The following is a 24,247-nucleotide window of genomic DNA, read 5'->3' as shown; positions in this document are numbered from 1 at the left end:
GACGGCACAACGAAAGAACAGGAAAAACGCTCCTAGCTGAGAAGCTCTGCCAATGCCGTTTCCACCCTTTCAAAATGAAACGCTGCCTTTACATCTTCGAACATGCGTTCGATCTGGTCGTTGCATAGGTTCCCTATGCTTCCCTCGTGCGTGTGGTGAACCTCCCGCTGTGGCTGAAATGTGCCATTCTCAATAGCTTCCCCGATATTTCGATATGCCTCTCTGAACGGCACCCCTTTTAACACTTCATTGTTAACCACTTCCACGCTGAAAAGGTAATCGTATTTCGGATCGTCCAAAATATTTTCTTTGACGATGATATAGTCCAACATAAATGTCGTGATCTCGAGACATTCAGCCAATGACTGAAACGCCGGAAAGAGGTTCTCTTTTAGGAGCTGGAGGTCCCGGTGATAACCGGACGGCAAATTGGTAGTCATCAAAGCAATCTCATTCGGCAGAGCCTGGATTTTATTACAACGTGCACGGACAAGCTCAAAGACGTCCGGATTTTTTTTATGCGGCATAATACTAGAACCCGTAGTCAAATGGGCAGGAAAGGAGATGAAACCGAAATTTTGGTTTATATACAGGCACACATCCATGGCGAACTTCGCCAAGGTGGCCGCCACGGCACTCATGCCCTGGGCTAAAATACGCTCTGTTTTTCCCCGTCCCATCTGAGCATACACGACATTGTAGTTTAGATCATCGAACCCCAGCAGCGTGGTTGTCATCGTGCGGTCCAGCGGGAACGACGCACCATACCCCGCAGCCGAGCCCAGCGGATTTTTATTACAGACCTTCCACGCCGACTTTAGGAGTTCCAGATCATCAACCAGGCTTTCTGCGTAGGCCCCAAACCATAACCCGAAAGACGAAGGCATGGCAATCTGCAGATGGGTATATCCCGGTAGCAACACCTGTTTGTTAGCCTCGCTAAGTCGAATCAACTGCCGGAACAGCCCCTCGATCAGCGACACAAGCCGCTGTATCTCCGAACGGAAGTATAACTTCAGATCCACTAACACCTGATCGTTGCGGGATCTTCCAGCGTGTATTTTTTTTCCGGCCTCCCCGATTCGCTGTGTCAGCAGCATCTCTATCTGCGAATGTACATCTTCTACCGTGTCTTCTATAATAAACCGCCCATCCAGGATCTCGCGATAAATAAGCTTTAATTCCTGTTGTACCGCATCCAGGTCTTCCCTATCTAATAAGCCTATACTATTCAGCATTTTGGTATGAGCTAGGGACCCCAGCACATCTGCAGCTGCTAATTGCATATCCAATACGCGGTCGTTTCCGACCGTAAAAGTCTCAACCAATGCATCGACGTCTATATTTTTTTGCCAGATTTTCATCAGAATAGTTATTTATTCATTCATGTTTGTTTTCAAAGCATATTCATCCGTGTTTGTCTGCAATGTTATCCATAAGTCACTGCGTTCGGTTCCTGCTGCCTTCGGCGGTATAAGCGTTAAATCTCAATTGAATGTTGAGCTCGTTACACCCTGTTTGTTTTTTTATCGGTGATGAAGCCGCCATAAATTATTCACTTGTGTCCATCATCAAAAGGACTCATGAACTCACTACATTCCGTCATCCATCCTTTTGTTATGGCAATTTATGCATTTTTCATCCTGTATTTCTCCAGTACATAATACGTCACCACCGGTCGTATCTGATTTCGACAAATTTATCGAATATCCGACGAATAAGCGGAATGATTTTAACTTCATGTGCAAATAATTATTTGCGCAGGCACAGCACCACTTCGGTAGTTCGGATACGCCGACCTCAACAGACATCAGGTCCGTGTACCCTGAAGCATGCTGCTGTATATCCTGCTGCTTCCCGGCTCCGCAGGTCACCGCGGACTGGTAACCTATGTAAGAACGTAGCAGACCCAACGCTGAATTAGGACGCTTATTCCAGCTAACATCTACTTCCGTCTGTATTCTATTCGCACGGAAAACCGGAGAATACGCCTGTTGTGCTGGTGTATTTGAGAAAAGATTCCGTAAAACCATATCAATGGCTGCTAATGGTAAAAAAGTAACCACTCACTTTTTTTTAAAAAATATCTTTGTGTGAATAATTTATATCCCTATGTTTGTAAGCGTAAAGGGGAAATGGAATATAGAAAATAAAGACAAGTGAGTTAATACTCACACTTTTATTTGCCAAGGCTAAACAAAAAACTAAATTTGATAGACGAAGGTCTTAAACCTTAAAAAAATACGACTAACCATTTATAAACTAATTTTGTTCTGAAAAGCGTATCCGGACCTGTGATACGCTTTTTTCTTTGCCAGTTACATATGGATCGTAAGGTCGTTAGCGAGAAGTGATCTCCGGGAGTCTATCCAATCGATCCGCAATCACTCCTGACGCGAATTACCATCTCCGTCCAATAGCTCCGTAAAAATTGTTTGCTCAGTATTTATTAGTATCTTTGTTAAAGGAACTGCACCCTGCTCTGTAGGGGCGTAAACAGCAGAATTATGGGAACAGAAAGTAAAAGGCAGCAACGGTTTGCCGGAGTAATCCAGCAAGACCTCGCCGAACTATTACAACGAGAAGGGAAGTCTTGGGCTCCAGGAGCGTTCATTACAGTGACAAAGGTTCGCGTTACACCGGACCTGGCCATAGCACGCGTTTACCTGAGCTTTCTTAATACAAAGACCGCAAAGGAAGATCTGGCAAATATCCAAAGTAAAACAACCGAAATCCGCTATAAGCTGGGAACAAGAATAAAGAACCAGGCGAGGATAGTCCCTCAGCTTGAGTTTTTTCTCGACGATACAAACGAATACGTGGAACACATGGACAAACTGTTTGAAGAGATTAGCAAAGAACCAAGACAGCCAGACTAACCATCTGGCTTTTTTCCTCTTTTTACATGCCCTACCAGCTTGATCACGATCTAATTTTTCCTCATCCGCGTCTGGCTGATCCGGACGGATTGCTCGCCATTGGAGGAGATCTGTCTGTAGACCGGCTATTGCTTGCCTACCAACACGGAATATTTCCATGGTACTCCGACGAGACCCCAATATTATGGTATGCGCCGCCACAGCGTTTCGTCCTGCTGCCATCAGAACTAAAAACCAGCAAGAGTATGCGACAGTTCATGAGGAACACATCGTTGACAACCGCGTACGACCGTCAGTTTGAAAACGTCATAGAGTCTTGTTCGACAATGCCAAGAGATGGACAGGATGGTACCTGGATAACAGACGAAATGAAAACGGCGTACATCGAATTACACAGGTTGGGCTATGCGCATAGTGTGGAAACGTACGATAGCGACGGAAACCTCGTGGGCGGCCTATACGGTGTTCAGGTCGGAAAAGTCTTCTGCGGGGAGAGCATGTTTTCCAAAGTGTCTAACGCGTCCAAAATAGCGTTTATCTTTTTATGTGAAAACTTTGGTTTCAACATGATCGACTGTCAGGTGCACACGCCCCATTTAGCTTCCCTCGGCGCGAAATTTATACCCGGCGACACTTATTATCAATTGTTACAGACACAAAATCTGCAGCCCCATGCCTTTCAACCATCATTTTGATATTCCAACGGGAATCACTTATCTGAATACTCCCGGAAACGGACTTCTTCCCCGCTCTACGCGGCAATGGCGCACAGAACGGGACAACGCTTTTTTTGATGTTGCAGGAAAATTACGGGATCAGCAGCCGGCGTTCATACAGGAGGTGCGGGCCGATATTGCCGACGTTTTTAACACCGATGTGCAGCGTGTATTTGCCACTCCAAACTTCTCCTTCGGTTTCACGACGCTTCTAGATCGCCTTCCCCGCACCTTCAAGTACCTGTTGCTGAATGAAGATTATCCATCCCTAAATTACCCTGTCATCAGCCGGGGGCTGACGTACCGTACCGTTGAAGTGAATGAACAGCTTGAGAACAATATCCGGAATGGTATCAACGAGTTCCGCCCCGATGTTCTTTTGCTCAGTATTGTGCAGTACGTTAATGGAATAAAAATTGACCTCGCCTTTATTCAAGAGATAAAACGGGCCCATCCTAATCTGCTGATCGTCGGCGACGGCACCCAGTTTTTAGGCACTGAGCCTTTTAGTTTTGACATTTCCGGCTTCGATGGCTTAGGAGCCAGTGGTTATAAATGGTTGATGTCTGGCTTCGGAAACGGCTTTTTTATGATCAGCGAGCGTCTGGAGCATCTTCTCAACACTGCGCTCGATGAACGCCCGTTGCCACAGGAAGCAATGTGGTCGTCCAAAACGATCATACAGACATTTTTTGAACCGGGCCACCAGGACACCTTAAGCCACGGATCGCTGTCGCAGTCGCTCCGATTTTTAAAAGGAATTGGACTGCACGAAGTGAAGAAACATGTAGAAACTGTGTCAACTGTCGCCTATGAGGAGCTTGCGCGAAGAGATTTGCTCCTACCGTCGGTTGCAAACCGATCCATCCGATCATCGTTAATAAACATACAGATTCCCCCCAGCTGTTATAGCGATTTAACAGATAAAGGTATCTTATGCTTTCCAAGAGGAAGCGGAATCCGCGTAGGCATCCACTTATACAATACCGTGGGCGATATTGAACGGCTGATAGAAGTGATTGATACATATAGATAAAGGTGAATACGAAAATATTCATCATTCCGGACCGAACAAAGCGGGATCATGAAGTGACTAAAAAGAAGTCAATAGACACAATATCAACGAGCGAAGCGGGTTTGTCGCAGGAAATCCGAATATCCGTGCGGCCATAAAAATAAAGAGCGAAGCATTTAGGAATGAATGCCATTGAGAACAAACACGAATGAATAATTTTTACATATATGAAATTTAAAATTGGAGATCTAGTTCGATTTGTCGACGAGCCCATCGAGGGGCACATCACCTCTTTTCAAAAAAACGATATCGTTGGCGTAACCGATGAAACCGGATTCGAGATTCCGGTGCCGGCAAATAAGATCACATTGGTTCACGGAAACATGAAGCGCGCCGATGACGACGACCAGATGAATGCAGTTCCGACGAATCAGCCTTTTGTCGATCGCGGCATTTTTTTAGGCGTAGAAGGCGAGCAGAAAGAAGGACTCGCCAAGTTCTATTTTATTAACCACACTTCGTACGATCTTCTTATTACGGTTTCCGAAATAAGCGGCACAAAGCGGAATGGGCTGTTTGCGGACAAAGTGCTAAAAAAAGATTTTGTACATTTTTACTCAGCCAACTTCAATCAGGTAGGAAAATGGCCGAACTTCGACATCCAGATTCTACGGCATGCCGATATACCGCACAATGCGACATCTCCTATCCGACGGGAGTTTCGCGTGAAACCGCTGGATCTGATCAATAGCAAGGAAAGCGATGAAATTATCGAAGGTAAAGTGTGGCGCTTCGAACTGGACAAGCCGGACGAGAATATCGGTCTAGATAAATTAAAAGATCATTTTATTTCGCACCGCCCAGGCCGCCGCTAATCCGGCGGCTGAAAGCCCACGGTTCAGGGTTTGAACCTAGGTAGCCGGCCGCTTGCCTGTCAGGGGAGCACGTATCCCGCAAAGGCTGGGAGATTATTATTCAATCTGCTCGCGCCACAGCGTACGAAGTGGCAGGCATGGGGTGAAAGGACCGTCACCTAAAAATCGCCGGCGGAGGGAGGCAGATCGGAAACCGGCTCTTCGACCCTGTTTATCTTTTTAACGCTAAGCAGCAGGATAAATGCACCGAGAAAGAAGAAGAACCATCCCCATTTTAGGTGGATCACTTTAGCCAGCATACCGTCGAATAATTTCATTCCGAAGTAGTTGTTCACCTTAAAGTAAACCGCCAGGAAACCACAAAGACACCAAGCAGCATACACGAAGACAAACATGCGGTAAAGGGAAACCCTTCTTAAAAAAAAGCCCAGCACACACAAGGCCAAAAAAGCGTAGGTCACGGCGAATAGGCCGGTATCCGTTTGATACAAATTCCAGTTGCCTTTTACAGGAACCCGGAGGAACGGCAAAAAAATAGGCGCTATTGCGGATAGAAGAATCCCCGTAACGGCCAATGGTTTTCTAAGAATGTACATATGCGATCATTTCTAACCCATAGTTGCAATAACTATGATGTATAAAAATAAATGGAAATTTCACAGGTTGGACAACTTTCGGCAGAAACAGGAGATCGCCAGCTTTTCAAAACATGAAAACACAAAATACAATATACTGAAAACCAGCTTATTAACACAAATTTAACACTATTTAAAATCGTTCTAAATTCTTTGTATTGACAGATTTTTGACAGAAAAGCACTGCTTTTACTCTACATTTGCAGGGAGAAATTATTGAGCAAGATTAGGCTTTGAAGAATTTAAAAGTTATAGCATTCACCCACAAGCACGTCGAACTAAAAGACCTGGGGAATTTGGTTATCTGCAACGAAGAATTGGAAGATCGCTTGATTAACCTAAAAAACGCGCTGGATATTCCCGAAATTTTTTACATCGCCACGTGTAACCGTGTGGAGTTTGTATTTTGTGGTGCGCACGAGCTGGATGACGAATTCATCGCTAATTTCATGCATAGAATGAACTTCTGTGTCCCTGCCGAGCGGCTACAATGCTATCTCGGTCAAGTAACCCGATATGCTGGCATGGATGCTTTAAATCACCTTTTCAGGATGTCTTGCTCCTTGGAAAGCCTTGTCGTAGGAGAAAAAGAAATTTTGGCTCAGGTGCGGCGTGCCTATGAACGCTGCCGCGAAGCTGGTTTCACAGGCGATTATTTACGGCTGGTGATGGACAGGTTGGTGAAAACGGCGAAAGAAGTTTACACGTATACCAACATTTCCCGGAATCCTATTTCGGTTGTTTCGCTCGCTTACCGGAAGCTAAAAGAAACTAAACTTCCTGAAAATCCACGTATTTTGGTAATTGGTTCAGGCGAAACCAACCAGAACCTCTCCAAGTATCTGAAAAAGCACCAACATTCCAATTTTGTGGTGTTCAACAGAACACTTAAAAATGCTCAGAAACTGGCTCGGGAACTTAATGCCGAAGCCTACTCTTTATCTGAGCTTGGGCAGTACAAGAAAGGCTTTGATGTGATGATCGTATGTACCGGTTCACCAGAGGCAATCATCGACGTAAATCTCTACCGGATGTTACTCAATGGCGAAACAGATAAAAAAGTGATTGTAGACTTGGCTGTTCCTAACGATGTCGATGCTGAAGTTGTTGCTCAATTCCCGGTGCAATATATCGAAGTAAGCAGTCTACAGGCTATTGCCGAAAAAAACAAACAAGATCGTTATAACGAGCTTGCCAGCGCAGATGCTATTATCCAGGAAAACATTCAGGAATTCTTACCTCTACTCAAACAACGCCGTGTTGAAGTAGCCATGCGCGAAGTTCCAGAGAAAATTAAAGAGATCAAGTCTTTTGCCTTAAATGAAGTCTTTGCACAGGAAGTCAGCAGCCTTGATCCACAGGCCCGCGAAATCCTCGAAAAGGTTATCAATTACATGGAAAAGAAATATATTAAAGTCCCTATGGTGATGGCCAAAGATATTTTGGTAAAGAACTCAGAATCAGAAATTAATTAATATACCCCCTGTTTTCATTTTTTAGCCTAATTCTGACATTGACTGTCGGGATTGTATGACTATTTGGTTAAATTTGTACGCATTTTCAACCATAAAGCATCTATAGTGAACAGAAAACTTATCATTGGAACTCGAGGTAGCCAGTTGGCATTGTGGCAAGCGAATTACGTCAAAGAGCGGCTAGCGGCAATCGGCGTTGACTCCGAACTCAAAATAATCAAGACTCAAGGCGACATCGTCCAACATCTCCGTTTGGATAAACTGGAAGGTAAAGGATTTTTCACCAAAGAACTTGAAGAGGAACTCCTTCAGAACCAAATCGATCTCGCTGTTCACTCGCACAAAGATCTTCCTACAACCAATCCGCCGGGACTTATCATTGCTGCCGTATCGGAGCGGGAGGATCCTTCGGAGCTTCTGATTATCCATAAAGACTGCGTGGATATTAAAAAGCGGCTTTCCTTGAAGCACAACGCGACAGTAGGGACGTCGTCCAACCGCAGAAAAGCACAGCTCCTGTCATTACGCCCGGATCTGGAGTTTACCGACCTGCGTGGAAATCTGCAAACACGCATACAAAAATTGCGTGATGAACAATATGATGCCATTGTACTGGCTAAAGCTGGAGTCAGCCGAATAGAAATGGACCTGGCTGACTTTCATATTGAAGAAATCGCACCTATCGAAGTTATCCCTGCACCCGCCCAAGGGGTTTTGGCAATACAGATCCGCGAAACAGACAGCGAACTTTTCGAAACGCTTCGGCAGATACATGATCAAAAGGTAGCGGACACTATAGCTGTTGAACGGAAGGTCTTAAACCTCTTTGACGCGGGATGCCACGCACCGCTTGGCTGTTATTGCCGGGAAACCGCAGACGGAAAATACGAAGCATGGACTTCCATCGCCGATGATAACGAAGATTTTCCGGACCGGCTTTACGTGCAGACCGACACAACAGAGGGGTTGGCCGATACGATCTTTTCAAAATTCCGAAAAGACAGAAAGCTGGCGTCCAGCGTATTCATTACAAGAGATTTGGACGAAAACTCGTACCTTGGACGATATTTGGCAAAACACAAAATTCACGTCGACGCCCGATCCCTTATACGGATTTTCCCAACAATCAATAAGCTGGACTCCTTTATCCTAAAACGTGCGGATTGGATATTCTTCAACAGCAAAAATGCTATTGACCACTTCTTTAAGTTGAACCCGCTGATTCTTAAAAAGACAAAGCTCGCGGTGTTAGGCCGGGGTTCGGAAGATGCTCTTCGGAAATATGATCGCATCGCAGATTTTTCAGGCGATAACCTAGGCATAAAAACGGAAGACATTGCTAAAGAATTTGCTAAGCTGGTAGATGGGCAGACGGTATTTATTCCGCGGGCAAAGGATTCAATGATGTCTATCCAAAACGCACTGACAGCGAACACAAAGGTCATCGACATGCCTATTTACGAAACGGTCCTGGAAGAAGAAGTAAATAAGTCCAACGCCGACGTACTGATTTTCACGAGTCCGAGCAACGTCGAAGCGTATTTTAGGGATAATCTCGTCGACCCGGGGCAGCAGATTATCTGTATCGGCTATTCTACCGCCAAGTCGATTGAAGCTATGGGCCTACGTTATACGTTGCCGTTTACACCGGACGAGATCGGCCTTGCAGAGGCCATTTTCGGTCTAGAGTTTTAATAGTAGCAAATCGACAGTCCTACAATGAGGATCGATTGAAAGGGAACAAACTTCGCAATACGCATCTGTCTGAAAAAGGAGGTAATCCGTTCCCCAAAAGCACGAGACGAGGACGCCTTACCGTCTGAAGTATTGCATTATATAATAAGTAAAACTATGTTACAACGCCCAAGAAGAAACAGAAAATCAGCAGTAATCCGGGATATGATCCAAGAGAACCATCTGTCAGCTGCTAACCTTATATTTCCGTTATTTATCGTCGACGGACAGCAACAAAAAACAGAAGTGTCCTCCATGCCGGGCATATTCCGCTATTCCGTGGATAACCTGCTCCGCGAGGTCGAAAGCTGCCTTAATCTGGGACTAAAAGCTTTTGATCTTTTCCCAAATATTGACGAGTCTCTCAAGGACAAATACGCGACGGTCAGTTATCAAAAAGACAGCCTCTACTTACGCGCTATCGAACAGGTGAAAAAATATTTTCCCGAAGCGTGTGTGGTTACGGATGTAGCAATGGATCCGTACAGCTCAGACGGTCATGACGGCATTGTCGAGGACGGGGAAATTCTAAACGACGAAACGTTGGAAATTCTAGGAAAAATGGCCCTTGCCCATGCCCAGGCAGGCGCGGATATTATCGCGCCCTCGGACATGATGGACGGACGTATCGGCTATATCCGGGAGTTACTGGATACACACGGCTTCAAAAATGTATCATTGATGTCCTACACGGCGAAGTACGCGTCCGCATTTTACGGCCCGTTCCGCGACGCGCTAAATTCAGCGCCAAAAGCCGGCGATAAAAAGACCTATCAGATGAATCCGGCAAATTCCAGAGAGGCCTTGATTGAAGCGCAGCTGGATATGGAAGAAGGAGCCGACTTTCTTATGGTAAAACCTGGTTTACCTTACCTCGATATCATCAAGTTGCTACACGATAATTTCGATCTGCCCATAGCGGCCTATAACGTTTCCGGCGAATACGCCATGCTGAAGGCCGCTATCCGCAACGGCTGGCTCGACGAGGAACGTTCCATCATGGAAACATTATTAAGCTTCCGCCGCGCAGGAGCGACCTCCATCTTAACCTATCATGCCAAGGAAGTGTTGGAGAAAGGCTGGCTGTAAGGATAGATAGACGCGTAACGAAGTAATTAATGGACGTAAAGGCGTAAAAGCGGTAGCTTAACACCTCACAAATTAACAGTAAAAAAAATGACAAAACTAAAAGATATCTCACGAAAAAAGTCTGCAGAACTTTTTGAAAAGGCTAAGAACTTCTTCCCCGGAGGAGTCAACTCGCCTGTCCGCGCGTTTAAATCAGTCTACGGCACACCGCTCTTTATAGAGCGCGGCGATAAAGCCAGAATATGGGATGCCGACGGAAATGAGTTCATCGACTATTGCTGTTCATGGGGCCCGCTTATTCTGGGACATAACAACGATGAAGTGCGGGAGGCCGTTGCTGGCCAATTAAGCAAAGGACTCAGCTTTGGCGCACCTACCCGCTTGGAAAACGAGCTTGCTGAACTGATTTTAAATCGGAACAAGTTCATTGAAAAGATACGTTTTGTCAGCTCCGGCACCGAGGCCGTGATGTCAGCAATCCGTCTGGCGAGAGGATATACGCGTCGTGATAAGATCGTAAAGTTTGAAGGATGCTACCATGGACATTCCGACTCCTTGCTGGTTAAGGCCGGCTCCGGACTCGTTACATTTGGGGAAACATCATCAGCTGGAGTTCCACAGGCCTTTGCCCAGGAAACGATCGTGGTTTCCCTAAACGACCGTGAAGCAATACAAGAGGTGTTTACTGCATTTCCCGAGCAGATCGCAGCGGTCATCATCGAGGGCGTGCCAGCCAATAACGGACTCTTAATTCAAGACCACGAATACATCCATTTTTTACGTGAGATAACGAAGAAACATGGAGCTCTACTCATCTTTGATGAGGTGATCACCGGCTTCAGACTGGGATTCGAGGGTGCTGCCCGACATTACAACGTTCAGCCTGACATCATTACCTATGGGAAGATTATCGGAGGCGGTATGCCTGTCGGCGCATACGGGGCCTCGAAAGAACTGATGAGCCATATTTCACCGGACGGCAACGTCTATCAGGCGGGGACGCTTTCCGGAAATCCTGTCGCCATGGCCGCAGGAATTGCTGCTTTAAACATTCTTTCCAGAGCCGGCTTCTACGAAAAACAAGAAGAAAAAACAAGAAGCTTCGTAGAGGCTTTACGCGCCTATATCCGTGCAAAAGGGTACGAAGTTCAAATCTTTACCATTGGCTCTATCTTCTGGTTTGCGTTTACTTCGCAGCTCCATATTAAGCGGGCAGATGAAATCGATCCCCAATCTATGGAAAAATACAAGGTGATGCACAGGGCATTGCTGAACCAAGGCATCTACTTCGGCCCCTCGGGATATGAGGTCGGATTCATCTCCGATGCACACAGCGAAAGCGATCTGGAAGTAACATTACAAGCTATAAAAGTGGCGTTGGACGTTGTTTTCAATTAATAGAAAACTTTTTTGCAGATATTTTGCTTTTATATTCGGTAATCAGAATAATTGGATATCAAGACGAAATTATATAAGTTTGTTAAATAACAGGTTAATAATCAACATCGTTTAAATCAAAAGATATGAAAATGAACCCATTGAAGACGGCATTGGCCCTTCTTGCAGTATCGGCAACAATTGCCTCTTGTAATCCAACAACCAAAAACAGCGAAGGTGAAACCCAGGATTCGACTGCCCTGTCGGACACAACGGGAGGTATTGCCGTTAATCCGCTGAAACACTCCAAGGAGTTTCCCGGCGCGACGCTCAAGATAGCATCCATCACGGCTGAGAAAGCAGGTGCAGACTCCGCAAAAGTCACCGTAAAATATGATGTCAGTAACTTCGAACTAACGGCACAGACAGAACATGACCATCATATGGCCAACTCGCACGACGGTCAGCATATACATTTTATTTTAGACAATCAGCCCTATGTAGCATTGTATAAACCCGAGCATACCGTAACGGTACCCCTGAACTCAGAGCATTATCTGATGTCCTTCCTGTCCCGCTCTTTTCATGAATCCATAAAAACGGCGGACGCCTCTAAATTGGTCAAATTCAAAGTAACCGCAGATGGCCAGGTGGAAGAACTTCCGGCCCCTACGGAGCTATCCCTCTTTTACAGCCGTCCTAAGGGCGATTATAAAGGAGAAGAAACCAAGACATTGCTGCTCGACTTCTTTGTTTCCAATGGCACGTTAGCTGCTGACGGACATAAGGTAAAGGCAGAAATTAACGGTCAGGAGTTTACGCTGGACCAATGGGTTCCTTACGAAATACTTAACTTACCCATGGGTGAAAATACTGTTAAACTGACGCTGATTAACAAAGATGGCAATGCTGTAACGGGAGATAATGTTTCGATTGAGAGAAAGATTAACCTTTCGGCAGAATAACACCTGCCATACAAATATAAACGAACAAGGTCTGCAATATGCAGACCTTGTTCGTTTAAAATCCTACACTCTTCAGGTTTAGTCCTGTACGTTCGTCCAAACCGAACATCAGATTCATATTTTGCACAGCCTGGCCGGAAGCCCCTTTCAGCAGGTTGTCGGTAGCATTCAGTATCAACAATTGGTCGCCATGCTTTTCCAAATGCATGATGCTCTTATTTGTATTTACCACCTGCTTCATATCGATATTGGTTTCGCTTACCCACGTAAAGGGATGACTTGCGTAGTAATCCCGGTAAAGAGTATATGCTTCGTCTTCGGTTAACGCTGAAGTCACATATATAGCAGAAAAAATACCTCTCGGAAATGCGCCACGCTGAGGCACCATATTGATCCGACGCATCGCGCGCTGCAGCAAGCTCTCATCCGATTGCGGCAAAAAATCGGGTTGAAGCTGATTCAGAGACTCGGATATCTCCTGCAGATGTTGATGCTCGAAAGATTTATAAGCGGAGAGGTTTCCACTGCGCCACGAAAAATGGGAAGTAGCCGACGGCTTCTGCCCTGCGCCTGTCGACCCCGTCGTGGCATTGATATGAATCTGCTCGGGCAACGCCTTCTTCGCCGCCAACGGAAGCAATGCCAGCTGAATATTTGTTGCAAAACACCCGGGATTGGCGATATACTGCGCCGCTTTAATAGCCTCTCTGTTTAACTCGGGAAGGCCATATACGAAATAGCCGTCCTGATAAGCCGTATTCGCTTTTAGCCGGTAATCCTGCGAAAGATCAATGATTTTTACCGAGGGGTCTACTGGGTTCTCAGCCAAAAATTTCCGTGCATCGCCATGTCCTACACAAAGGAACAGTACGTCGATATCCGAATGGAAGTCGGAAGAAAATTCGAGTTCCGTGTCGCCGAACAAGTCATTGTGTACTTCGTAAACTTTATTTCCGGCATTTGATGCTGAGTTTGCAAAAACAATTTCAACATGCGGATGATAAATCAGTACCCGCAGCAACTCGCCTCCTGTGTATCCTGCAGATCCTACGATACCTACCCTAATCATTCCGCTCCTCCTCGATTAACCTTGTGCCATATGATGGTCTGGTTACCAAAGATTTTCGCGAATCCTTTCACGTCGTCTCCCGTATACCCTTTGTTCATCTCGCCGTAACTTCCAAACTTCGTAGACATCAGATCATACGCAGACTCTATGCCTACGACTATAAAACGATAGGGATGTAGTTCTACTATGACGCGGCCTGTAACGGTCTGCTGGGAAGAGTCTAAAAAAGCTTCGATATCGCGCATGACAGGATCGTGCATCTGACCTTCGTGCATATAGTTGCCGTAGAAGCCGGATATCTGATCTTTCCAGGACAACTGCCACTTGGTCAGCGTGTGTTTTTCCAACGTATGGTGCGCTTTAATCAGAATCAACGGACCTGCCGCCTCGAACCCTACCCGTCCTTTGATACCAATAATCGTGTCGCCAACGTGGATATCCCGTCCGATCCCGTACGGCTGCGCCAATTCCTGAAGGTGTTGAATAACTTTAACAGCACCTATTTCTTCTCCGTTCAGCGCCACAGGCTCACCCTTAACAAAATCTATCGTTATCGTCTGCGGCGCGGTCGACGTCACCTGTGTCGGCCAGGCAGATTCGGGCAGATACTGGTTGGACGTCAATGTCTCGGCACCTCCGACCGACGTTCCCCAGAGTCCCTTATTGATTGAATATTTCGCTTTCTCCGCATTAATCTCTACGCCGTGTTTCGCCAGATAGGCAATCTCCTCTTCCCGGGAAAGCTTAAGATCACGGATCGGTGTGATGATCTCAACTCCGGGAATAAGCGTATTAAATATCATATCAAAGCGAACCTGATCATTACCCGCACCAGTCGAGCCATGAGCTACACATTCTGCGCCTATCTTCTTTGCGTAATTCGCTATTGCTGTTGCCTGGCACACACGCTCCGCAGATACGGACAGCGGGTAAGTGGCATTTTTCAGTACGTTCCCGAAAATTAAGTATTTAATCGTTTCACGGTAGTAGTTTTCGGTCTCATCTATTGTCGTGTGCGATTCCACACCCAAGTCGTAAGCCCGCTTTTCTATCGCAGCTAATTCCTCCTCCGAAAAACCGCCGGTATTTACAACCACAGAATGTACTTCCAGACCTAAATCCTTCGATAGATAAATACAGCAAAATGATGTATCTAAACCACCGCTAAACGCTAATACTACTTTTTTTTTCATCTGATTAAGTTTGTTCTTTATCGGTGACGAAGCTTGCACAAACCATTCATATCGTTTTGTTATGGCAATTCATGCAGGTTTCGTCTGACTAAATTTATCTATGCGTGTTTAATCTCAATTGTATGCAGGTCTCATCAAAACACCTCTTAAATTGTATAGCGCTCCGAGAGCCACGTGCCTTTTACCGACAGCGCATCTAGCCCCTCTTGGCACTACGACAGCTGTTGTTCGCTTCAAATCTACAAATTATATTCCTTTAACGGTCCCCGTTCCGACAGGAAATACCGCAGCAATAATTTTTTTAGAAGACTTCCACAATTTAGCCTCAATCCGCTTTAGGAGCGATTGCTTCTTTACAATTCTGTCCAGCCGTTCCTTTGCTTCCGCCCGCCGCTGAATTTTCTCCTTGAGTTCCCGCTCTTTTTCAACGGGATCCCATAGCATCGCTGTGCACATGCAATTCTTCCGTTCTTTGCTGATCAAAATATCGTAATTCACGCAAGATTGGCACCCTTTCCAGAACTCTTCATCCTGCGTAAGCTCAGCGTATGTGACCGGCTCATACCCGAGGTCAGAGTTGATCTTCATAACAGCGAGGCCGGTCGTCAAGCCAAATATTTTCGCCTGCGGGTATTTTTCCCGGGACAGTTCAAATACGCGCTTCTTGATAGCTTTCGCCAGACCTACTTTTCTAAATGCCGGATTGACAATCAGCCCTGAGTTCGCCACGTAATCGCCATGGCTCCATGTTTCGATGTAACAGAAGCCCGCCCATCGGCCGTCCTTATGCAGCGCAATCACCGCCTTCCCCTCTTCCATTTTCCGGGCTATATATTCCGGTTTCCGGCGGGCAATACCTGTCCCACGCGCTTTTGCCGACTCAAACATCTCGTCGCAAATGGCTTCTGCATACCGCACATGCGCGGATGTGGCTGGGATAATTGAAAAATCTAAAAGTGTCATCGAAGATGTCGACCTAAATTGCACACACGTGCCGCATTAAATTTTTATATTAATTAACGATTGAAAGAATCACCGAGCTGGATGATATTCAAAGTGGAAGTAGCCTGCCTCCGAATCAAGCTCGAGGCAGAATAGGTCGTCGAAAGCGTAAAATCGGACAACTAAACGCGTGTAAAGCATACACAACAACCGTTGCCACCCTTTTCGGAAGCAAGTGTTTTATGGTCATATATGCTTTTAAATAATTCATTTAATCGTCTTATAACTAGGACAGCGCAAAAGTAAAAAATTATTTTTTTCTTTTGTACAATCCTATTGTAGTTTTTTTATTAAAAAAGCATTAAGGCATCTGCCTTATCGCAAGTCTATCAATTAGACGCCTTTTTTACTAAAAGGTTTAAAAAGTGTCAGCATCCCGTCACTGTACGCTGATTAATTTTATATGTCTATTTATTTCGGTACTTTTGTGCGACTAAAAAAATAAGTTATCATGGTAGGTCCAAGTATCATCTTCTACATTTTCTTCGCGGTACCTTACATCTTCGTTATGTACTGGTTGGTTAAACAGGACAAAAAGAAGTACGCTTGGGGACTGGCTGTTGTGACGGTCATCGCGGTGATCGGTATCGTCGTATCACAAAAGGCCAGCAAGGTGGCGATACAGAACTATCAGCAGCATCAGATTGACGCGAGGGAAACGGAGAAAGAAAATCAGCAGGATTCTCTGCTAAAAAAATAGCGCTGTCGCCTGAGGCTTCGACAAGCTCAGCCTGACATAAATCCGATAGGTCATCCAGAGCCTGTCGAAGGATAGACATATCGTTCTTCAACAAGGAGCTCAGCCTGACATAATCCGAAAACTCCCATATGCCATCCAGAGCCTGTCGAAGGATAGACATATCGCTCTTTGATAAGCTAAGCTGACATGTATCCGAAAGCCCGGACATGCCATCCAGAGCCAGTCGAAGGAATGGTTGGCACCGTATCCCGTACACGGCGCCAAACCCGCTCTATGCTATTTACGGATGCCTTCAAGCTTTAAGAGAAATGCATAATTCAGGGCGACGTCCTTCAAGTAGTCAAACCTCCCTGATGCTCCTCCATGACCGTAGTCCATATCCGTTTTGAGTAAAATAACGTTCTGCCCCTGTTTAGTTGCACGCAGCTTCGCCACCCATTTTGCGGGTTCAAAATACTGCACCTGACTATCATGAAGGCCGGTCGTGACGAGAAGATTCGGATACTCCTTTGCCTCCACATTTTCGTATGGAGAATAAGACTTCATATAATCATAAGCCGGTTTCTCGTTGGGGTTCCCCCACTCATCATATTCGTTTGTCGTTAATGGAATCGTCTCGTCAAGCATCGTGTTCACGACATCGACAAACGGCACCTGTGCAATGACGCCGTTCCAAAGTTCAGGAGCCATATTGATAACTGCTCCAATAAGAAGCCCACCGGCACTTCCGCCTTGTGCATACAGATGCCTTTCGCTGGTGTACTTTCCGTTAACTAGATATTTCCCACAGGCGATAAAATCGGTAAACGTATTCTTCTTTTTCATCATTTTACCGTCCTCATACCAATGACGTCCCATTTCCTCCCCTCCCCGTATATGCGCGATGGCATACGCAAACCCACGGTTCAACAGACTCAGCCGAGAAGAATTAAACGAAGGATCCATGGAGGCCCCATATGAACCGTAGGCGTATAATAGAAGCGGCGCCTGTCCGTTTTTTACAAAGCCTTTCTTGTAGACCAGCGAGATCGGTATTTTCGTTCCGTCCTCCGCTGCCGCAAAGAGACGTTCCGTTACGTATTCTTCTGCATTATAACCGCCCACAACCTCTTGTTGCTTTTTAAGCTCCTTCGCCTTGGTGCGCATGTTGTAATCGAATGTCGAAGAGGGCGTTACCAACGATGTATACCCGTATCGGACAATATCAGTGTTATACTCGGCATTCGTGCTAGGGTATACGGTATACGCCTGCTCACCGAAATCAAGATAATGTTGTGTTCCGTCCTCCAACGAACGTATAGCCATCTGGGTTAGTCCGTTTTTACGTTCTGAAATCACCAGAAAATTTTTGAATTCATCAATTTCGGACACCAATACATCCTCCCGGTGCGGAATAAACTCTTTCCAGTGCTCTTTGGCCGTCTTATCCAACGGTGTTTCCATGACCTTAAAGTTCTTTGCATTGTCGTTGGTTAAAATCAGAAATCGGTCTTCCAAAGCAGTCACGGAATAAAGGACCTCCTTTTGGCGCGGTTGGAATGAACGGAACGTACCCAGCGGCGTGTCGGCATTCAGGATAAACACTTCCGACGAGAGTGTCCCTCCTGAATAGATCATAATGTATCTATTGTTTTTTGTTTTTTCGACGCCTATATAATTGGTGTTATCCTTTTCGTCGTAAACCACGGCATCTTTCCTACTGTCGGTGCCGAGGACATGACGTTTAATCTTCTCGCTCAGTAATGTAACCGGATTTTTAGCGGTATAAAACAAGGTCTTATTGTCGTTTGCCCAGACAGCCCCGCCCGTCGTCCGGTCGATCCTATCCGCCAATATTTCGCCGGTTTCCAGGTTTTTCACGTAAAGGGTGTATTCCCGCCGCGATACGGTGTCTACTCCATACGCCAAGAACCTATTGTCCGGGCTGACGGAAAAACCGCCAACGGCATAATATGGGTAACCGACAGCCATGGCATCCACGTCCAGCAGGACCTCCTCATCGGCATCAAGACTTCCCTTCTTGCGGCAAAACTTATAATACTGCTTTCCCTCCTCTGTCCGGCTATAATAATAATACCCGTTTTTCAGGTACGGAACAGACTCGTCCTTTTCCTTTATTCGCCCCTTCATCTCTTCAAACAAAGAAGCCTGCAGCTCCTCCGTATCCTTCATCATCGCCGCAGTATATGCATTCTCCGCTTCCAGGTAGCTGACCACAGCTCCCGAATCAGGCCCCTTCTTGAAATAATCATTCATCCAGTAATAATCGTCCGGCACGGTATCGCCATGCAGGATACGGAGATGTGATTTCTTCTCCGCTACCGGAGCCGATGCATCAGGCCAAACTACTGCCTGCTTATTTATGTTATCAGAACACGCTATTGCCATAGCTCCAATAATAATCATATAGTTTCTTTTTTTATACATGATCGGTTAGTTTTTACGATAAAGTTAACGACTTTTATCGTTTTTTAACGATAGATGCGCGATAGTTGCACTATATTTGTTGGTGACGAAACAAAAACATATGACTAGAACATTGAAACTTTGGGCCCTATTAGGCTTGAGCATACTGCCGTTTTTGGGTAATGCTCAGTCGAAGAATACAAATCCTCCCAACTGGTATAATCTGGATTATGAAACCCATGGCGTGCGGGGAATCAGCACGGAGAAGGCCTACGAGCTATTGAAAGGAAAAACACCGACTCCGGTGATCGTTGGCGTTTTGGACGGGGGGGTCGACTATAAACATGAAGATCTAAAAGATGTTATGTGGACAAACGCCAAAGAGATAGCCGGCAACGGAAAAGACGATGACAACAACGGATATGTAGACGATGTGCATGGCTGGAACTTTCTGGGCAACGCACAGGGAGAGAATGTACAATACGACAATCTGGAAGTTACACGTCTTATCCGTTTGTATGAGCCGAAGTACATCTCCGTCCTGCCATCAACTCCCCTGAGCGAAGCGGAGCGTCGGGAATTCGTGGCTTACCAGAAGATGATCAGCGATTATACCAGCAAGCTGGACCAAGCGAACTTCGGGAACTTAAACTACGGGAGGCTGAAAGAAGAAGTCGACATTATGATCCAGAAAATCGGCAAAGAACCCAAGGACATCGTTAAAGCTGATCTGGACAGCTACACGCCGAATTCCGAACGCCAGAAAATGGCCTTGCGCATGACCAAGCGCGAGCTGGACAATACGACGTTCGAAAAATTCTATAAGGATCTCGAAGAGGGGGTCAAGTACTACAAAGCGCAGGTGGATTATCATCTCAACAAGGATTACGATCCACGGAACATCGTCGGAGACAATTATGATGACGCCACCGAACGGCACTATGGCAACGGCGACGTCAAAGGTCCCGATGCAGACCATGGAACGCATGTGGCAGGTATCATCGGAGCGAAACGCCATAATGGAATAGGAATAGACGGCGTAGCCAACAGTGTGCAGATTATGGCAGTGCGTCTTGTACCTGATGGTGATGAACGCGACAAGGACGTCGCAAATGGCATCCGGTATGCTGTAGACAACGGTGCCAAAGTAATCAACATGAGTTTTGGTAAGGGATATGTGTACAACAAGAGAGCTGTTGACGAGGCTATTAAGTATGCCGAAGAAAAAGATGTGCTTCTGGTACACGCGGCGGGAAACGACTCCAAAGACATCGACGTCGTTAAAAACTACCCGATGAAGTACTATACCGACAGCTTGGAAGCTATCGTTGGGGAGGCATCCAACTGGATAACAGTCGGCGCCACATCATCCGGACTCGACGGCGACCTGCTGGCGACCTTTTCCAACTACGGGTATAAATCGGTGGATGTCTTTGCTCCGGGCGTAAAAATAAATTCGACCATGCCGGAGTCGACCTATAAAGAGCAGGATGGGACAAGTATGGCGGCGCCCGTTGTATCCGGTCTTGCGGCTATGTTACGAGCTTATTATCCGGACTTTTCAGCAAAAGAGATAAAAGACATTATATTAAAATCCGTATCCAAAGTAGACGAGAAAGTGAAAATCAAGGTTGACGGCGCGACGAAAAAAGTTTACCTGGACGAAATCAGCGTGACGGGAGGAATTGTGAACGCCCGGAAGGCCGTTGAAGAAGCTGAACGTTATAAAGCGGCGAGAAAGTAAAAAAATGTTAAATTTTGTATACTATAATTTTTTATCTTGCGTTTAATATGTACTTAGAAAACGAAAACGCTTATGGTAGAATTTTTTACAAAAGATGAACATGCTACTGACTTAAGCGAAACGCAGGCGACGATGGTTGATAAAGTAGATGAAATATTTGAGGAAAACCTGAGATCCAGCCTCAGACAGCTGGAAAAAGACCCGAGCCGGCGTGTGATCGAGAACATTTTAGCATACTCGAAAAGCTTAATAAAGTAAAATGGCAAAGTCTCTAATGATCTTAGAGACTTTGTTATTTACCGGGAGATTTGAATATCTTTGCCTGTATGTTAAAAAAGCAAAGATATCAAGAGTTTGTCAAATACTTTTCTACGCATAACCCCGACGCCCAAACTGAACTCCATTATAGCAATCCGTACGAATTACTTGTGGCCGTTATCCTGTCTGCGCAGTGTACAGACAAGCGGATAAATCAGGTGACACCTGCGCTGTTCCAACGTTTTCCGACAGCCGACGCGCTGGCTGCAAGCAATGCAGACGAAGTGTTTACGTATATACGGTCGGTAAGTTATCCCAACAACAAAGCAAAACACCTTGTCGGCATGGCCCGTAAACTCATTGAGGAGTTTGGCGGTGTCGTTCCTGAAAAAGTAGAAGACCTTGTCAAACTTCCGGGTGTAGGCAGAAAAACGGCCAACGTCATTTCGTCGGTGGTGTACAACAACCCCGCCATGGCGGTAGACACGCATGTGTTCCGGGTTAGTAACCGCCTCGGCCTGACGAGCCGCGCGACAACGCCGCTGGCCGTTGAGAAGCAGCTGATACAATATCTCCCTAAAGAAACGATTGCCATCGCCCATCATTGGCTGATCCTTCACGGGCGGTACATATGTCTGGCGCGCCGTCCGAAATGTGAAGAATGTCCCATCACCTACTTCTGTCGATATTTCGAGAAAAACTATGGAGTAGCCGCAAAGGAAACAAAAGAAAACTAATATTATTAGCAATTTAATTTTTGTAATCCAAAAAATAATTTTATTTTTGAACTGTAAATACTAAAAATATGAGCAACACAGACAAGCTAAAAGCCTTACAGCTTACTTTAGATAAACTCGAAAAATCCTACGGGAAAGGTACGATCATGAAATTAGGCGATTCGGCAGTAGAACCGGTAGAAGCTATATCTACAGGTTCCCTGGGCCTTGACATCGCTTTGGGTATCGGAGGAGTTCCCAAAGGCCGTATCATCGAAATTTATGGTCCGGAATCGTCGGGAAAAACAACACTGGCGACTCATATTGTTGCTGAGGCGCAAAAAAAAGGAGGTATTGCCGCGGTTATCGATGCTGAGCATGCTTTCGATAAATATTATGCACAGAAGTTAGGGGTGGACGTTGAGAATCTGTTAATCTCACAACCTGACAACGGAGAACAGGCACTGGAGATAGCAGACAACCTAATCCGTTCGGGGGCAATTGACGTGATCGTCATAGACTCTGTGGCGGCTTTGGTTCCTAAAGGTGAAATTGAAGGCGAAATGGGCGACTCCAAAATGGGTTTACAGGCCCGTCTCATGTCCCAGGCGTTGCGTAAGTTGACCGGTACTATCTCGAAGACGAACTGCTGTTGTATATTCATTAACCAGCTACGCGAAAAAATCGGCGTCATGTTTGGAAACCCTGAAACAACCACCGGAGGAAATGCACTTAAATTTTATGCATCCGTGCGATTAGATATCCGCCGTACGTCACAGATTAAAGATTCAGACGAAGTATCCGGAAACCGTGTAAAGGTGAAGATCGTCAAAAATAAAGTTGCCCCCCCTTTCCGCGTAGCGGAGTTTGATATTATGTTTGGCGAAGGGATCTCTAAAGTAGGAGAGATTATTGACCTCGGCGTCGAATACAACATTATTAAAAAATCAGGTTCGTGGTTTAGCTATGGCGACACGAAACTTGGACAGGGCCGGGACGCCGTCAAATCCTTACTGTTAGACAACCCGGATTTAAGCGATGAGTTGGAGGCTAAAATCAGAGCGGAAGTCAGCGGCACAAACCTGGATCAGCACGACGCTTTTACAGAAGAAGCTTAAAACATTTCAAGGCCCCACGCCCCCAAGAAGCACGCGGGCAGAAAAACAAACAGGCGATGGTCACAACAACCATCGCCTGTTAAAATCGTATAACATTCTACTTATCTCGCTTCTTGATAGCGTTTAGTTACAGCTCCCCAATCAATAACATTGAAGATTGCCTCTAAATACGCTGGACGTTTATTTTGATATTTGAGGTAGTATGCATGCTCCCATACATCTATACCTAAAATCGGCGTACCTTGAACCTCTGCCACATCCATCAGCGGATTGTCCTGGTTTGGAGTAGACGTAACAGCAAGCTTACCTTCACCATCCACTATCAACCAAGCCCAGCCAGATCCAAAACGGGTAGCTCCCGCATTCTGCAACTGCGTCTTCAACTCTGCAAAAGAACCAAATGTGCTGTTAATGGCTTCCGCCAGTTCTCCGGTAGGCTCACCACCGGCATTAGGCCCCAAAATAGACCAAAACAACTGGTGATTGAAATGCCCACCACCGTTATTACGAACTGCCGCTGAATATTTAGAAATGTTTTTATTGATCTCCTCTAATGATAAATTCTCTGCATCTGTACCTGCGATCGCCTTGTTTAAGTTATCCACGTAAGCCTGATGATGACGATCGTGGTGGATTTCCATTGTATCCTTGTCAATGTGTGGTTCCAACGCGTCAGCTGCGTATGGTAATGCTTCTAATTCAAATGCCATAATATTTCTGTTTTATTATTAGATATTTAATAACACGAATATAACAATTTCAATACACCTTCGGTTTTATGAAAGCGCGAAATCTTCAATTTTTCTATCTTTTATTACGAAAAAATGATCTTATGAGTTCTCCACACTGCTCAGCGAGAACCCCTGCAACCACTTCCGTTTTAGGATGGTATAAAGATCCGTATTTCGACGATCCTCTTTTTTCGTCTTTCGCTCCGTACACAATGCGGGATACCTGCGTCCAGTAGGATGCGCCGGCACACATTACGCACGGTTCTACCGTCACATACAATGTACAATCTCTCAAATACTTGCCTCCCAGAAAATTAGAGGCTGCGGTAAAAGCCTGCATCTCCGCATGTGCGGTGACATCATGCAGCCGCTCCGTAAGATTATATCCTTTGCCTATAATCTTGCCCCGACTTACAATGATAGCCCCTATCGGCACCTCGTCCTCTTCAAATGCCTTTTCCGCCAGCCGAAGTGCTTCCCGCATATAAAGCGTATCCATGTCTCCCTGGGAAAGCATGCCCGCATCTTCTTCGAAGTTATATACCCTCAT

General features: G+C 45.7%; 23 protein-coding genes. 14 read left to right on the top strand and 9 right to left on the bottom strand.

Features of this window, described 5'->3' with window-relative positions:
- Positions 1-32 precede the first annotated feature (32 nt).
- Together argH and BC792_RS13640 are read right to left on the bottom strand one after the other, a co-directional pair.
- Complete coding sequence (gene argH, locus BC792_RS13645) at positions 33-1,364, bottom strand: argininosuccinate lyase (RefSeq protein ID WP_148909568.1); 1,332 nt, start codon at positions 1,362-1,364, stop codon at positions 33-35.
- 228 nt (positions 1,365-1,592) lie between these two features.
- The gene (locus BC792_RS13640) at positions 1,593-2,066 is read right to left on the bottom strand and encodes a hypothetical protein (protein ID WP_148909567.1); all 474 of its coding nucleotides are present in this window, start codon (positions 2,064-2,066) and stop codon (positions 1,593-1,595) included.
- Between the two features lie 441 nt (positions 2,067-2,507).
- Between BC792_RS13640 and rbfA the strand changes: the two genes are divergently transcribed.
- From rbfA to BC792_RS13620, 4 genes are all read left to right on the top strand, one after another.
- The gene (gene rbfA, locus BC792_RS13635; RefSeq protein WP_148909566.1) at positions 2,508-2,879 is read left to right on the top strand and encodes a 30S ribosome-binding factor RbfA; all 372 of its coding nucleotides are present in this window, start codon (positions 2,508-2,510) and stop codon (positions 2,877-2,879) included.
- A gap of 26 nt (positions 2,880-2,905) precedes the next feature.
- Entirely contained in the window at positions 2,906-3,574 is a 669-nt protein-coding gene (aat, locus tag BC792_RS13630) for a leucyl/phenylalanyl-tRNA--protein transferase (protein ID WP_148909565.1), read from the top strand.
- Positions 3,552-4,631, top strand: coding sequence for an aminotransferase class V-fold PLP-dependent enzyme (locus BC792_RS13625; protein WP_148909564.1), 1,080 nt, complete (start codon positions 3,552-3,554; stop codon positions 4,629-4,631). Before aat ends, BC792_RS13625 begins: the two co-directional genes overlap by 23 nt.
- Positions 4,632-4,837: 206 nt before the next feature.
- A complete protein-coding gene (locus tag BC792_RS13620; RefSeq protein WP_148909563.1) occupies positions 4,838-5,485 on the top strand; it encodes a hypothetical protein in 648 nt (215 codons plus the stop codon).
- A 158-nt stretch (positions 5,486-5,643) separates the two neighbouring features.
- On the opposite strand, the gene BC792_RS13615 is transcribed toward BC792_RS13620, so the two are convergent.
- The gene (locus tag BC792_RS13615) at positions 5,644-6,081 is read right to left on the bottom strand and encodes a hypothetical protein (protein ID WP_148909562.1); all 438 of its coding nucleotides are present in this window, start codon (positions 6,079-6,081) and stop codon (positions 5,644-5,646) included.
- 272 nt (positions 6,082-6,353) lie between these two features.
- On the opposite strand from BC792_RS13615, the gene hemA reads away from it, so the two are divergent.
- The 5 genes from hemA (at position 6,354) to BC792_RS13590 (ending at position 12,760) form a co-directional block, all read left to right on the top strand.
- Positions 6,354-7,595, top strand: coding sequence for a glutamyl-tRNA reductase (gene hemA / locus BC792_RS13610; protein ID WP_148909561.1), 1,242 nt, complete (start codon positions 6,354-6,356; stop codon positions 7,593-7,595).
- Between the two features lie 105 nt (positions 7,596-7,700).
- Positions 7,701-9,290: a hydroxymethylbilane synthase gene (gene hemC, locus BC792_RS13605; RefSeq protein ID WP_148909560.1), complete on the top strand. Its 1,590-nt coding sequence runs from the start codon at positions 7,701-7,703 to the stop codon at positions 9,288-9,290.
- 156 nt (positions 9,291-9,446) lie between these two features.
- On the top strand, positions 9,447-10,418 hold the full coding sequence (gene hemB, locus BC792_RS13600; RefSeq protein WP_148909559.1) for a porphobilinogen synthase: 972 nt from the start codon (positions 9,447-9,449) through the stop codon (positions 10,416-10,418).
- A gap of 87 nt (positions 10,419-10,505) precedes the next feature.
- Positions 10,506-11,816: a glutamate-1-semialdehyde 2,1-aminomutase gene (gene hemL, locus BC792_RS13595; RefSeq protein WP_148909558.1), complete on the top strand. Its 1,311-nt coding sequence runs from the start codon at positions 10,506-10,508 to the stop codon at positions 11,814-11,816.
- Positions 11,817-11,941: 125 nt separating this feature from the next.
- Positions 11,942-12,760: a hypothetical protein gene (locus BC792_RS13590; RefSeq protein ID WP_148909557.1), complete on the top strand. Its 819-nt coding sequence runs from the start codon at positions 11,942-11,944 to the stop codon at positions 12,758-12,760.
- A 55-nt stretch (positions 12,761-12,815) separates the two neighbouring features.
- On the opposite strand, the gene argC is transcribed toward BC792_RS13590, so the two are convergent.
- The 3 genes from argC to BC792_RS13575 form a co-directional block, all read right to left on the bottom strand.
- A complete protein-coding gene (gene argC / locus BC792_RS13585) occupies positions 12,816-13,829 on the bottom strand; it encodes an N-acetyl-gamma-glutamyl-phosphate reductase (protein ID WP_148909556.1) in 1,014 nt (337 codons plus the stop codon).
- A complete protein-coding gene (gene argG, locus BC792_RS13580; protein ID WP_148909555.1) occupies positions 13,826-15,022 on the bottom strand; it encodes an argininosuccinate synthase in 1,197 nt (398 codons plus the stop codon). The genes argC and argG overlap by 4 nt, the downstream gene beginning before the upstream one ends.
- Positions 15,023-15,268: 246 nt before the next feature.
- On the bottom strand, positions 15,269-15,985 hold the full coding sequence (locus BC792_RS13575; RefSeq protein ID WP_148909554.1) for a GNAT family N-acetyltransferase: 717 nt from the start codon (positions 15,983-15,985) through the stop codon (positions 15,269-15,271).
- Positions 15,986-16,475: 490 nt separating this feature from the next.
- Between BC792_RS13575 and BC792_RS13570 the strand changes: the two genes are divergently transcribed.
- Positions 16,476-16,724, top strand: coding sequence for a hypothetical protein (locus tag BC792_RS13570; RefSeq protein WP_148909553.1), 249 nt, complete (start codon positions 16,476-16,478; stop codon positions 16,722-16,724).
- Between the two features lie 276 nt (positions 16,725-17,000).
- Here BC792_RS13570 and BC792_RS13565 read toward each other — a convergent pair whose 3' ends face one another.
- Positions 17,001-19,151: a S9 family peptidase gene (locus BC792_RS13565; protein WP_148909552.1), complete on the bottom strand. Its 2,151-nt coding sequence runs from the start codon at positions 19,149-19,151 to the stop codon at positions 17,001-17,003.
- Positions 19,152-19,251: 100 nt separating this feature from the next.
- Here BC792_RS13565 and BC792_RS13560 point away from each other — a divergent pair, with 100 nt between their 5' ends.
- The 4 genes from BC792_RS13560 (at position 19,252) to recA (ending at position 22,966) form a co-directional block, all read left to right on the top strand.
- Complete coding sequence (locus BC792_RS13560) at positions 19,252-20,874, top strand: S8 family peptidase (protein WP_148909551.1); 1,623 nt, start codon at positions 19,252-19,254, stop codon at positions 20,872-20,874.
- A gap of 72 nt (positions 20,875-20,946) precedes the next feature.
- Positions 20,947-21,132, top strand: a complete 186-nt coding sequence (locus BC792_RS13555; protein ID WP_148909550.1) for a hypothetical protein — start codon at positions 20,947-20,949, stop codon at positions 21,130-21,132.
- Positions 21,133-21,200: 68 nt separating this feature from the next.
- Positions 21,201-21,869, top strand: a complete 669-nt coding sequence (gene nth, locus BC792_RS13550; RefSeq protein ID WP_148909549.1) for an endonuclease III — start codon at positions 21,201-21,203, stop codon at positions 21,867-21,869.
- A gap of 68 nt (positions 21,870-21,937) precedes the next feature.
- Positions 21,938-22,966, top strand: coding sequence for a recombinase RecA (gene recA, locus BC792_RS13545; RefSeq protein ID WP_148909548.1), 1,029 nt, complete (start codon positions 21,938-21,940; stop codon positions 22,964-22,966).
- A 101-nt stretch (positions 22,967-23,067) separates the two neighbouring features.
- On the opposite strand, the gene BC792_RS13540 is transcribed toward recA, so the two are convergent.
- The gene (locus BC792_RS13540) at positions 23,068-23,676 is read right to left on the bottom strand and encodes a superoxide dismutase (protein WP_148909547.1); all 609 of its coding nucleotides are present in this window, start codon (positions 23,674-23,676) and stop codon (positions 23,068-23,070) included.
- 94 nt (positions 23,677-23,770) lie between these two features.
- Entirely contained in the window at positions 23,771-24,247 is a 477-nt protein-coding gene (locus BC792_RS13535) for a nucleoside deaminase (RefSeq protein ID WP_148909546.1), read from the bottom strand.

The organism is Sphingobacterium allocomposti (assembly GCF_008124885.1).
GTDB lineage: Bacteria > Bacteroidota > Bacteroidia > Sphingobacteriales > Sphingobacteriaceae > Sphingobacterium > Sphingobacterium allocomposti.
The sequence above is the reverse complement of the archived record's forward strand: the minus strand, read 5'-3'. Positions and strand labels throughout refer to the sequence as shown.

Bases quoted from the DNA above. Each gene is read 5' to 3' on its own strand.
- argC (WP_148909556.1), bottom strand. From the start codon at position 13,829: ATGATTAGGGTAGGTATCGTAGGATCTGCAGGATACACAGGAGGCGAG.
- BC792_RS13540 (WP_148909547.1), bottom strand. From the start codon at position 23,676: ATGGCATTTGAATTAGAAGCATTACCATACGCAGCTGACGCGTTGGAA.
- rbfA (WP_148909566.1), top strand. From the start codon at position 2,508: ATGGGAACAGAAAGTAAAAGGCAGCAACGGTTTGCCGGAGTAATCCAG.
- recA (WP_148909548.1), top strand. From the start codon at position 21,938: ATGAGCAACACAGACAAGCTAAAAGCCTTACAGCTTACTTTAGATAAA.
- BC792_RS13625 (WP_148909564.1), top strand. From the start codon at position 3,552: ATGCCTTTCAACCATCATTTTGATATTCCAACGGGAATCACTTATCTG.
- BC792_RS13535 (WP_148909546.1), bottom strand. From the start codon at position 24,247: ATGAGGGTATATAACTTCGAAGAAGATGCGGGCATGCTTTCCCAGGGA.
- BC792_RS13555 (WP_148909550.1), top strand. From the start codon at position 20,947: ATGGTAGAATTTTTTACAAAAGATGAACATGCTACTGACTTAAGCGAA.
- argH (WP_148909568.1), bottom strand. From the start codon at position 1,364: ATGAAAATCTGGCAAAAAAATATAGACGTCGATGCATTGGTTGAGACT.
- BC792_RS13590 (WP_148909557.1), top strand. From the start codon at position 11,942: ATGAAAATGAACCCATTGAAGACGGCATTGGCCCTTCTTGCAGTATCG.
- aat (WP_148909565.1), top strand. From the start codon at position 2,906: ATGCCCTACCAGCTTGATCACGATCTAATTTTTCCTCATCCGCGTCTG.
- hemL (WP_148909558.1), top strand. From the start codon at position 10,506: ATGACAAAACTAAAAGATATCTCACGAAAAAAGTCTGCAGAACTTTTT.
- BC792_RS13620 (WP_148909563.1), top strand. From the start codon at position 4,838: ATGAAATTTAAAATTGGAGATCTAGTTCGATTTGTCGACGAGCCCATC.
- nth (WP_148909549.1), top strand. From the start codon at position 21,201: ATGTTAAAAAAGCAAAGATATCAAGAGTTTGTCAAATACTTTTCTACG.
- BC792_RS13565 (WP_148909552.1), bottom strand. From the start codon at position 19,151: ATGTATAAAAAAAGAAACTATATGATTATTATTGGAGCTATGGCAATA.
- argG (WP_148909555.1), bottom strand. From the start codon at position 15,022: ATGAAAAAAAAAGTAGTATTAGCGTTTAGCGGTGGTTTAGATACATCA.
- BC792_RS13615 (WP_148909562.1), bottom strand. From the start codon at position 6,081: ATGTACATTCTTAGAAAACCATTGGCCGTTACGGGGATTCTTCTATCC.
- hemB (WP_148909559.1), top strand. From the start codon at position 9,447: ATGTTACAACGCCCAAGAAGAAACAGAAAATCAGCAGTAATCCGGGAT.
- BC792_RS13560 (WP_148909551.1), top strand. From the start codon at position 19,252: ATGACTAGAACATTGAAACTTTGGGCCCTATTAGGCTTGAGCATACTG.
- BC792_RS13575 (WP_148909554.1), bottom strand. From the start codon at position 15,985: ATGACACTTTTAGATTTTTCAATTATCCCAGCCACATCCGCGCATGTG.
- BC792_RS13570 (WP_148909553.1), top strand. From the start codon at position 16,476: ATGGTAGGTCCAAGTATCATCTTCTACATTTTCTTCGCGGTACCTTAC.